This window comes from Flavobacteriaceae bacterium (assembly GCA_014075215.1).
Taxonomy (GTDB): domain Bacteria; phylum Bacteroidota; class Bacteroidia; order Flavobacteriales; family Flavobacteriaceae; genus Polaribacter.
Genome location: CP046177.1, coordinates 1,675,826 through 1,687,940, shown reverse-complemented (window position 1 = coordinate 1,687,940; position 12,115 = coordinate 1,675,826). Strand labels below are relative to the sequence as shown.

The 12,115-nt window shown below is 37.4% G+C and carries 7 protein-coding genes; 1 reads left to right on the top strand and 6 read right to left on the bottom strand.

Going from position 1 to position 12,115, the window contains the following annotated elements; translation table 11 throughout:
• Window positions 1-121 precede the first annotated feature (121 nt).
• From GKR88_08380 to GKR88_08355, 6 genes are all read right to left on the bottom strand, one after another.
• Window positions 122-988, bottom strand: a complete 867-nt coding sequence (locus GKR88_08380) for an IS3 family transposase (protein QMU64299.1) — start codon at window positions 986-988, stop codon at window positions 122-124.
• A 356-nt stretch (window positions 989-1,344) separates the two neighbouring features.
• On the bottom strand, window positions 1,345-2,235 hold the full coding sequence (locus GKR88_08375) for a carbohydrate kinase (GenBank protein ID QMU64298.1): 891 nt from the start codon (window positions 2,233-2,235) through the stop codon (window positions 1,345-1,347).
• A complete protein-coding gene (locus GKR88_08370) occupies window positions 2,225-3,571 on the bottom strand; it encodes a sugar porter family MFS transporter (GenBank protein QMU64297.1) in 1,347 nt (448 codons plus the stop codon). The genes GKR88_08375 and GKR88_08370 overlap by 11 nt, the downstream gene beginning before the upstream one ends.
• A 50-nt stretch (window positions 3,572-3,621) precedes the next feature.
• Complete coding sequence (locus tag GKR88_08365) at window positions 3,622-5,133, bottom strand: glycoside hydrolase family 32 protein (GenBank protein ID QMU66674.1); 1,512 nt, start codon at window positions 5,131-5,133, stop codon at window positions 3,622-3,624.
• A 17-nt stretch (window positions 5,134-5,150) separates the two neighbouring features.
• Entirely contained in the window at window positions 5,151-7,184 is a 2,034-nt protein-coding gene (locus GKR88_08360) for a glycoside hydrolase family 65 protein (GenBank protein ID QMU64296.1), read from the bottom strand.
• Window positions 7,185-7,298: 114 nt separating this feature from the next.
• Window positions 7,299-8,315: a substrate-binding domain-containing protein gene (locus tag GKR88_08355; GenBank protein ID QMU64295.1), complete on the bottom strand. Its 1,017-nt coding sequence runs from the start codon at window positions 8,313-8,315 to the stop codon at window positions 7,299-7,301.
• Window positions 8,316-8,983: 668 nt separating this feature from the next.
• Here GKR88_08355 and GKR88_08350 point away from each other — a divergent pair.
• Window positions 8,984-12,112: a SusC/RagA family TonB-linked outer membrane protein gene (locus GKR88_08350; protein QMU64294.1), complete on the top strand. Its 3,129-nt coding sequence runs from the start codon at window positions 8,984-8,986 to the stop codon at window positions 12,110-12,112.
• Window positions 12,113-12,115: the final 3 nt, after the last annotated feature.

Genomic DNA, 12,115 nt, shown 5'->3' with positions numbered 1-12,115 from the left:
CCATTGATAGGACAGATTTTATTAAAACTTAAATGAGATAATGATGTTGAAAGAGGGGGGTCCGGGAGGAGACTGATAACTCTCATTTTTTGTGAATAACTCCCCAAAGTATCATCATATCTCATGCTGCTATTTTTAGGGTTTGTTGATAAATGGTTTGAGGATGTTGATTACCGATACTTTGATGCCTTCTTTGTGTATTGTAATACTCGAAATACTCCTTTAAACCTCTATAACATTCTCTACCGTCACTAGCTGGAAACAAATATACATGTTCGTATTTGACACTACGCCATAATCGTTCAATGAAAATATTATCAATAGCTCTTCCTTTACCATCCATACTGAGCTTGATGGCTCTATCAGGATGAGTTACCCAATGGCAGAACTCATAGGCAGTAAACTGACTCCCCTTATCTGTATTGAGAATCTCTGGTTTTCCATGTTTTTCAATAGCCTCTTGTAAGGTTTCTCTGCACCGGTTACTTGTCATCGTGTTGGATAATGACCAACCCACTACATAACGACTGTAAAGGTCTATAATAGCACATAAATACAAATACCCTCCCTGAACTGGAATGTAGGTAATATCCATTGCCCACACTTGATTGGAATGTCTAATCTTTAACTTACTCAACAGGTACTTATAGATTCTATGCAAAGCCCCTTTACCTCTTTTGGAAGTATTAGGCTTGGGGCCAACGGCAGACAACCCCATGAGTCTGTAAAGGCGTTCTATGCGCTTTTTGTTGATCTTATAACCCTTATCCATATTGAGCCAAGTAGTTATACGAGGAACTCCAAGCCATGGGTGAAGCAGATGCTCCTCATCTATCAATCTCATGATCTCCAGATTCAATGAACTCTCTCCCTTTGGAATGTAATACACACTACTACGATGAATTTGTAATAAATCACATTGCTTTACAATAGACAGCTTACTTGCCTTGTCAACCTGTTCTTTACGCTGTTTTGAACTCTTATTCATGACAAGGCTTTCTTTAAAAAATCAATCTCCATCTTTTGCTGACCGATCTTCTTTAAATAACGATCTTCTTTCTCTTATGACTCTGTTTTTGAATCCTTTACCGGACGATCATCAAATACAGCTTGACCATTCTTTAAAAATTGAGCCTTCCAATTGGTAATTTGGGTTGGATGGATATCATATTTACGAACCCAACTCTTGAATCGTATAACGCTCGCTCAAGGATTCTAAAAACACCTTGAATTTAAACTCTGATGTGAATCTTCTTCTACTCATGATACAGTAAATTTATAATTAAAAATCTAACTTAAATTACTGTCCGATTTTTGGGGGAAATTATAATTCTATATCGGCCACTAAGATTTCATAAGCAGGCAAACCTCTTCCATAGTAATATCGGGGTTTGCTCCTTTTTTTTGAGCAACCAGGGCACCTACTGCACAAGCAAAATCAATAGCTTCTCCGGGGGGTGCTTTTCTGAGCAGGTGATGAATCAGTGAGGCTAAAAAAGAATCTCCTGCTCCTACGGTATCAATAACTTTTACCTCATAACCTTTATGGTGATAAAATTCCTCATTATAAAGTAAAACAGCTCCTTCTTTTCCAAGAGTTACACAAATATGAGGTGTGCTCGTCATTTGAGATATGTACATTATATTTTGTTCTAATGTATCAGGTATTTTTCCCATATATTTCATCGTTTCCATTAATTCGTCATCGTTCAATTTAATGAAATCAGCCTTACTCATTAACGCTAAAATACTTTCTTTTGTATAGTGCGGAGCTCTTAGATTTACATCAAAAACAGTATAGTTAGCACAAGCTATCAACTCATACAGGGTATTTTTAGATATGTGATTTCTGGCAGAAAGGCTGCCAAATACAAAAGCATCGGATCTTGCAATCTCTTCTTTAACTTTATCGGTACATCCTATAGCATCCCATGCTCTGGGAAATGCTATGGTGTAGGAAGCCGAGCCCTTATCATCTAACATAACCGTTACATCACCTGTTTTCAGTTTTTCATCTACCTGAACATGCTCGGTATTGATTCCCTTGCTTTGCATATACGCCATAATTTCTTCTCCGTCAGCATCCTTTCCAATTTTACTCACTAAACACACGTCATTACTCAGTGAATACAATCGAGCTGCAACATTAAAAGGAGCTCCTCCTATCATTTTATAAGTGGGGAAAACATCCCAAAGAACTTCCCCAAAGCAGGCTATTTTCAAATTAGTTTTCATCAACCAGTTGCTTTTCTAATTTTTCCAAAGAGACACCTTTGGTTTCGGGCATCTTAAAAACAGACCACAGTAGTTGAAGTATCATCATGAAAGCAAAGAAGGTAAAAATTGGCCACGGGTTATCACCAAAAATCCCTTCATCTTTATCTAAAAACAAAGGTGTTATCAGAGTTATGATTGCAGCAAAAACCCAGTGAGTTCCTGTTCCCCATGATTGCCCGCTGGCTCTAATATTGTTAGGAAATATTTCCGAAATAAAAACCCAAATTACGGCACCCTGGCCAATAGCATGAGAAGCTACAAATAATAAAATAAATGTGAGTAACACAGCAGAACTTGCCGAACTATAAAAACACCAGCCAACCGCTACTAAACTGACTATATAACCTACCGATCCGATTTTTATAAGTTGACGGCGCCCAAGCCGATCTATCAAATACACACCAACAAAAGTAAATATAAGATTTATCAAGCCTATGGATATGGAGCTAAATAGCGATTCTTTTCCTGCCAATCCCGAACGTTCCAGTATTTCCGGGGCGTAATACAGTATGAAGTTAATTCCGGAAAGTTGATTAAAAAAAGCAATTAAAAACCCTAACCATAATACTTTATTAAATTTCTTTTGAAAGAGTTTTTCTCCTTTTATAGTTTTTGATACATCTTCTTTTATTTCCTTTAATTTGTCAACTGCCTTGTCTTTATTATATATCAAAGTTAAAACATGAATAGCTCCTACATCATCTTGCTTTTTCAAAGCCAGCCATCTTGGACTGTTTGGTATTTTCAACACCATTAAAATATATAAAAATGCAGGAAGGGCTTCTACACCCAACATCCAGCGCCAATCATTAGTTCCGCCCAAACCTTCCAGTAAATAGTTGGAAATAAATGCAATAAATATACCGAATACAATATTGAATTGATATAGTGCAACTAATTTTCCCCGATTCTTTGCCGAAGAGATTTCAGAAATATAAATAGGCGCAGCAACAGATGAAGCTCCGACACCAATACCGCCCATAAATCTAAAAAAAGAAAACGTATAAGGATCAGGGGCAAAAGCAGAACCCAAAGCAGAGATTAAATACAAGACTCCTATCCAAAATAAGGTTTTTTTGCGCCCGATTTTATCACAAGGAATACCTCCGAAAAGCGCTCCCAAGACTGTTCCCCAAAGCGCCATAGACATTATAAACATACCGTGAAATAAAGGAGAAGTATTCCACAACTCTTTTATGGGCTGATTGGCTCCGGAAATCACAACAGTGTCAAACCCAAATAAAAACCCTGCCAAGGCAACAACTAAAGACCAATTTATTAACTTTTGATTCATTGTTTTTTACTTAGTGAACTCGTTTAAACAAGTTTAGTATTAACAGATCCCTATTGATTCCAAATCGATTTAAGTTCAAAAAATCTAAATCTATTAATTCCTTTTGTGGTGATTGTATGTAAAGATCCGGTAGGAAACATCAGTTCTGTCATCACTAACTCCCCGTCATTAATAAACATTTCTACGGAAGAAGTATCTACAAACAATCGGAGCTTCGATATGGTATCGTGGAGCATCGGTGCCTTGTGAATTTTAGCAAATTCCGGGTGAAATGAATTTTTTCCCGCATAAGTTCTATCTGTAAATAGTTGTCCTTTATCAATAGTTATCGTAAAAGATTCTCCCAGGCCATTTGAAAGCGTTATGGTACCCTTTGTCAGTTCTCCGCAGATCTCAATAAAATAGGAAGAGCTATCCGATTGATATGTATTTGATTCGACATCAACAGGTGATTCAAAAATGGTATCAATTTCCCGAACGGGTTTTGAATGCAAGTGATAAACTCCATTATTGTTTTTCAGCGCGAGTTTTCGAGGCAATGTCATAGCACTTCTCCAGGTCTCGGTAGGCACAACCTGTGCATATTGCCAATTACTCATCCAGCCTATAAATATTCTTCGGCCGTCTTCCTTAGGAATATCGCTAAAGGTAACTCCCGCATAATTATCCGCTCCGTAATCAACCCATTTTATCTCCGTATGATCCGGTAAAAAAGCACTTCCGTTAAAATCTCCGACAAAATACTGTATTGCAGAACCTCCCTGGGGTCCATTGGGATTGATACTCACCAGCAGCACCCATTTCAAATTCCCTTCATCATCATACATAGAAAAAAGATCAGGACATTCCCAAACACCGCCGTGAGCTCCGTTATTTTGTCCGAACTCACTCTCTAACTTCCAGTCTTTTAAATTTTCAGAACTGTAAAAATTGACATGGTCTTTTACAGCCAAAGTCATGATCCATTTCTTTTTTTCGGAATACCAAAAAACTTTTGGATCTCTAAAATCTCTGATACCCGGATTGGATATTACCGGGTTTTTTGAATATTTTGTCCACGATCTTCCCTTATCAAGACTATACGCTATTGCCTGGCTTTGAAATGTATCTATCCCTGATTTTTCTCCAACAGGGTCATGATATGTATATATAGCTACCATAGGAGGATTCTCCTCAGACCCCAACCCGGAGGTATTATCCCAATCAATGACTGCGCTACCGCTAAAAATATATCCTAAGGAATCAGGGTAGATAGCTATCGGCAATCTTTCCCAATGTATTAAATTTTTAGATACCGCATGTCCCCAGTGCATCGGCCCCCACACATTATCCTTAGGATAATATTGATAAAAAAGATGATATTCTCCCTGATAATATACCATACCATTGGGGTCATTCATCCAGTTTTTTTCAGGAGTAAAATGAAAGGCAGGTCTATATTGCTCTCCTGTTTTTACAAAGCTACTATCAATTTTCATGTCTTTGGGTTTGGGGGAAGATTGCTTATTTTTTTGGCACGATATTAAAAATAGGGAAGACAGTGCAAAAGCATAGTACTTCATACGGTATATTTTACACATTACTTTTCAATCTTAAATGTTTTCCTGTCAGGGCCAACACCTGTAATGGTGAGGGATTTCCACTGCTTTGGTAATATCGGATTCTTTTGTACCACACCATCTTCCGTAATGTACAGGCCACCAAAACCAAAAATAACAGCCTGTAACATCCCTCCTGCTCCCGTAGCAAAATAAGGGTTATTGCTCGTTGCCGCTTCAGCCAATGCGCCGAAAGGGGGGCGCTTATTTGGTTCGTACCCTCTTTTGAACAGGCGATAAGCTTCTTCCGCATTCCCCAAACGAGCATATATGACTGAAAATACAGCCTGTGCCATTGCCGGCCCTTCTTCTGCTAATTTAGGTTCGTAATATCGTAAGTTTTTTAGGATGGTTTCTTTATCTTTTATAACTCCCAACGGGTAGGTGAGCAGGTTGACATCTGCTTGCTTAATTCTATCCCCGTCATATGTACTGTGTCCTCTGACGGTACCGTCTTCAAATCGAAGGATTCTTATTTTTTTAGCAACGTTTAACCATTCCGGGTTTGGCGTACGATTTATTTTTTTTGCTGCCAAAGTAGCATATTCCAACGCTTTTATAGCCGAACCATTGGTAAAAGCATTGTCAGTAACATTTGGAGCAAACTCATCTGCCCCTACTACATTTTTGATACTATAGATGCCATCGTTATTTCGGGTCGCCCTGCTTACCCAGTAATCTGCCACTTCTTTTAACAGCGGATAACCGCGCTCTTTCAGCCAATCACTGTTTTGTGTTACCCTGTAAAAATTCCAAAAAGCAATGGCTACATCTGCCGTAATATGATGCTCAAATATACCTGTAAGTGCCCACGCAGGAGTGGCTTCCTCCCCGGTATCATCACTTTCCCAGGGGAACATGGCTCCGCGATAGCCAAAATTTCTGGCTTTTTGTTTTGCTTTTTCCAATCGGTCCGATCTATAATTCATTAAAGAACGTGCTATGCCCTGATTCAATAGAAGAAGTGGTGGATACATCCACAATTCCGTATCCCAAAAAATATGGCCGTTATAATTCTGGGACGATAATCCCATGGGTGCTATACTCAGATTGGAATCCGCTCTTGAAAAAGAATATAAATGGTATAGCCCCAAACGAATATCCTGTTGCGATTGCAAATCTCCTTCAATACGAATATCCCCTTGCCATAATTCATTCCAAAGATCGAAATGTTGTTGAAGCAAATCTTTCTTCGGTGTCAATAAGTTAAAAATAACAAAACGCTCCGATTCGGTTTGCGGATCATCAAAATCTTGCGTTGTACACTGTGCAGCTGTCCATGCAAAATCCAGAGACATACCTCTCGCTATTTCTTTTTCAAATGACACTGTATTTTTATATTCGGATACTTTCGTATGAACAAGTTCGGGGCGTTGGTGTTCTCTGGTACTATTAATTCCTTCCCAGATAAACGTTCCGGAAGAAGCTACCGTATGCTTTCCTAACCTGCTTTTTGCTACTGTTTGTAAAATAGGCATTGTCGTTTCCAGATCTCTTAACACTCTAAAAGTACTCAATGGGTTTAAATACTCTTCGGGAGTGTCTATGATAGCAGTCGCTTTTATTGAAATTTTCTTTTTGGCTTGTACGGAAATATCTATGTAACCCGAGTAAGGTACATTTCGTAAAGCATATAAAGTATATTTTATTTTCGCTTTGTCTTTAAAATTAAATTCAGTGGTAAAACCTGCCTTTTTCATATGCAGCGTTTGTTTCCAGTCCGATATATTATCAGGTGTAATTTTCTCTCCGTTTATTTCCAATTCAAGATCGGCAAAATTCATCCCTTTTAAAATTCTACTGACTCCCAAAGGAGCTTCTTTATCATAAACATTATTGAGAATGATTTGTTCAATTTCAAAAGGGTTTTTCGAAGGTAAAATACCTATCCTTCCATTTGCCACTACAACTCCGGTATAATTTTCAGGGGTTTTGGTAGCGATGTTCCATTCATCATGCTGAGCATTCAATTGTAAACAAATAAACACCGAAAAAAAGATTACTGTTTTTTTCATAATAGTTATAAAAATTTGGTTGGTAATAAAATTAATTGCTATTGTTCCTAAAATAAAAATTATTCGATTATTATCTGAGATTTATCAAGCGAAAACGTTTTCGATTTCACACTTTTAAACTACTTTGGTGGAATCTCTTATAATGAGATTTGTGGACAGTTCAACAATTTCTTTTGTATGTGAAATCATTTCTTTTTTAGCTTTCATTTCTTTGAGCAACAATTCAAATGCCTTTCGACCCATTTCATAGCCCGGCTGGTCAACTGTTGTTAGTTTCGGAGTTGTTACATTTGTTAGAAACCAATTACTAAAACCAACAATGGACACTTGTGAAGGTATGGCAATCTGCAATTCTTTTAATCTCATCAATACTCCGGCAGCAATAATATCCGTAAACGCAAAAACACCATCAATGTCTTTGTGGTCTTTCATCATCTGTTCGGCTACTTGATATCCGTTTTCAAAAGATAAACCATCAATTGTATACACAAGTGATTCGTCATATTCAAGATCGCTATCTTCAATAGCTGCTTTATACCCCAAAAAACGATCAATAGTAGTTTGAGGATCTAAATTACCTCTGATATGAGCTATTTTTTTACATCCTCCCCTAATTAAATGTGATGTTGCGTTGTATGCTGCTTTCCTGTCATTAACAATCACTTTTGAACAATCTAACAATTTAAATATCTTATCGTATAGAACCACCGGAATTCCTCTGTCAATGACTTCTTTTATATGATTTACGTTAGTAGTAGTATTGGAAAGGGAAATTAATATCCCATCTACATTTTTGTCTAAAAGCAAATCGAGCTGTTCTTTTTCATTTTCATAAAAATCATCAGATTGAAGAAGAATAATCACATATCCATTTTCTTTGGCAGCATCTACAACTCCGTGAATCACTTTTGCAAAAAAATCATGAGTAATCTCCGGAATTATAAGCCCGACAACTTTAGATTCATTATTTCGTAAACTCTGTGCAAAAGAGTTGGGCCTGTAATGCAATTCTTCGGCAAGAGTCAATACTCTTTTTTTTGTATTCTCACTAATATCAGGGTAATCTTTTAAAGCTTTAGAAACGGTTCCTATGGAGAGCCCCAACTTATCTGCTATTTTTTTTAGAGTCATACTATTAGTATAATTTCCACATAAATCAAAAATGAGTATAACATACACATACTTTAATAATCCGGAAGGAAAGATACTTAATTCCTAAATAATATACTGAGACCTTTGTCAAAAATAGTGATATATTCCGCATTTAAATTGATTTGATTTCAAATTTCTTCCTTCTTGCAAGTTTTAAACCCTCAAAACCAACAGGTTATTCCGGTTCAAAATGTTCTTCGGACGTCGAACTTTTCTGCCAAATCAATATGGCAAAGGTCTCATACTATATCCATACAAAAATTGATTTTCTGTGAGGTTAAAACAATAATATAGCGTAGTACCGGTTCATTTCAAAAATGCAGTGAAACAATATATTTTGAAACGGTTTCAATTTGTAATAGGTTTTCTAATGCAGAATCCGGGTTAAACCAGCATCTTTTAGATTGTTTTTTGTTATGTACACTAACATTTTTCGCAAAAAAATTCTCAAAAAAACTATTGCAAGCCGCCAACTACTTTTCAAAAACCGAAAACGTTTTCGGTTTTTTTCGTTATATTTTAGTATTATTTATTTTGTTTCATTAAAAAAAAAACACAATTTGCACGTTAATCTATAATTAATTAATAATTAATGTATATCTTTATTCTTTAAGATATTCATGTTTCAACTCAATTAAACTTCAATTATGAAAAGTAATTTACGTAAAAGTTTTTTATTGCCCATTCTTATACTCATTGGAAGTATAGCTTATGGTCAAACAACTGTAAAAGGTACTGTTTCTGATAGTTCGGGGCCCTTGCCTGGAGTTACCGTACAAGTTAAAGGTACTTCTACAGGGACTCAAACAGATTTGGATGGTAATTATACCATCACGGTCCAATCTTCAGATGCTGTGCTTGTTTTTAGCTATCTGGGATACACAACACAAGAAGTTCCTGTCGGCGGGCAAACAATAATAGATGTAACGCTGGCTGAAGATTCGACCCAATTAGATGAGATAGTAGTCATAGGATATGGTAAAACTACTATCAAAGACGCAACAGGATCGGTAAGTTCTGTTACCTCTGAAAGTTTTAACAAAGGTATTGTTGCTTCTCCCGAACAGTTGATTCAGGGAAAAACTGCCGGAGTTCAGATTACGCAAGCAACCGGTGAACCTGGTGCAGGAATCGCATTTAGAATCAGAGGTTCCAATTCAATCCGATCTAATAATAACCCGTTATTTGTAGTAGACGGCATTCCTTTATCAGGTGGAGGGACACCTGCTCCCGGAGATATTGCTTTTGGAGGAGGTAATGCAAAAAACCCGTTAAACTTCATCAACCCAAATGATATAGAAAGTATCAACATCCTTAAAGATGCTTCTGCTACGGCTATTTATGGATCCAGAGGAGCAAATGGAGTAGTTATTATCGTAACAAAAAGCGGGAAAGGTAGCAGACAGGGAAAGTTTGAACTTAATTCTACTTTTAGTGTTTCAGAAGCCAGAGAAACTTATGATCTTTTAAACGGCCCACAATATTTGGCTGCTATTACCCAATTTGGAGGAGATAGCGCTGCTCTAAATTTCGGAAGTAATACCGATTGGCAGGATGTTATAAGCAGAAGAGCTCTTTCCGTAACAAACGATTTTAGCTATTCCAGAAGTTACAGGAAAGGAAATGTAAGAGCTACATTTAGTTATGGAAATCAGGAAGGGATAATAGAAAACTCAGGCCAAGAGCGTATTACAGGTAGAATCAATGCGCAACACCTGTTTTTTAAAGACAAGTTGACACTGAATTTACAAGCCAGTATTTCAAGAGTAAATGATGATGCGGCACCTATCAGTTCTACAGCTGGATTCAACGGTGATTTAATCGGAGCTGCATATCTTGCTAACCCTACATGGCCCGATGACCCTACTTTTGATGCAGGTGGAGGTGCATTAAACCCTGCTAACTTGTTAAATAGTTATCAAAGTAGGTCAAATGCAGAAAGGTACTTAATCAATTTCTCAGCCGGTTATAAGATCATTGATGAACTTAGTACCAAAGTAAATTTGGGATATGATAAATTTGATGCTTCCGCTACCAGTGTGTTTAATGCAAATGTGAACGGAATTAACAGAGTTTCCGGTAATGGTCAGGGCTCTTACAATGTATTGGAAACCGAAAGTAAACTTCTGGAGTGGACAGCTAACTATGTAAAAGAGTTTGGAGTTCTAAAATTAGACGCCGTTGCCGGATATTCTTATCAGGATTTCCAAAACTCCGGTTTTAACTCTCAAGGATGGGGATTTGGTTCTACAGATCTGAATCAGATTGCAACAAACCTAAGACAAGCTCGTTCAACTATAGCTAGTTCTATTACGGGTAGCTTTCAGAGTTTCGGGTTCCATAGCGGAGGATCATTTATCACAAGACTGTTCCCTACTATTACCAATACGGAAACACTTTCAGTTGCAAGTGCAAATGGTGTAAGTTCTTTCTGGAGCGATACTTTTGATACTACTGATGAGTTACAATCGTTCTTTGCCAGAGCAAATCTTACGTTTAAAGAAAAATATTTGCTTACTGCAACTGTAAGAGCTGACGGTTCCTCCAGATTTGGTTCGAACAACCGATATGGGTTCTTCCCTTCAGGCGCATTTGCGTGGAAATTGGATCAGGAAGACTTTATAGGAGATACTTTTTCTACTCTAAAACTACGAGTGGGAGCTGGTATTGTAGGTAATCAGGATGGATTAGGCCACGGTAATTTTGCTTTAAGACAGCGTTTTGTGCAACCCGGAATTAATGATGACGGAAGTATCAATACTCCGGGCTTAGGTTTCGCGGGAAATGACAACCCTGATTTAAAATGGGAATCTACTCTGGATTTAAATTTTGGTTTTGATTTTGGTTTTGATAATGACAGATTTAGTGGAAGTATTGACATTTATAGAAAAGAGACCAGAGATCTTTTGTTCTTTTCAGGGGCTGCAGCACCGGCATTACCTCCGTTTTTCGTGTTCCAGAACTTATCGGATGGCAAAGTAATCAATCAAGGGGTTGAATTAGGGTTGAATTATGATTTCCTTAATACCGAAGATTCTTCATTTTCAACATCATTTAATATCTCATACAATCACAATGAAATTACCGGTACAAATAGAGTCGCCGATATTGGCCCCATTAGAGGTGCCGGCCTTACGAATGCTTTTGCACAAAGAATAGCAGCAGGTCAATCATTATTTTCATTTTATATGGCAGAGTTTACAGGTTTGGTTAACGGATTGCCAACCTATGCTGATGTAAACGGAGATGGTGTAGGAGATCCTGCTTTAGACAAAAAATTTGTGGGAAAAGATGCTTTACCCGACTTTAATGCGGGACTGTCTCTGACTTACAGCTATAAGAACTTTGATGTGAGTGCAAGTTTAGCCAGTCAGTTTGGAGGTTTTTATGTATATAATGCTACGGCTAATGCCTTCTTTACTTCCGGTTCTATTACCACTTCAAGAAATGTAATACAATCTGTTGTAACCAGTGGTGAGAACCCCGGTACTTCGGCAGAAGTTTCAACCAGATATCTGGAAAAAGGAGATTTTATCAGATTACAATCTCTTTCTGTTGGATATAACCTTCCTTTGAAAGAAAAAACGTATTTAAAATCAGTAAGATTGACCCTGACAGGGCAGAATTTATTCTTAATTACCGGTTATAAAGGCTTAGATCCGGAAGTAACTACGAATACAGGCGATTTTGGAGATGGAATCCCTTCTGCAGGAATCGATTATGCTGCTTATCCAAGGCCTAGAATTATTTCCGGTGGAATTAATATAACTTTTTAAAAA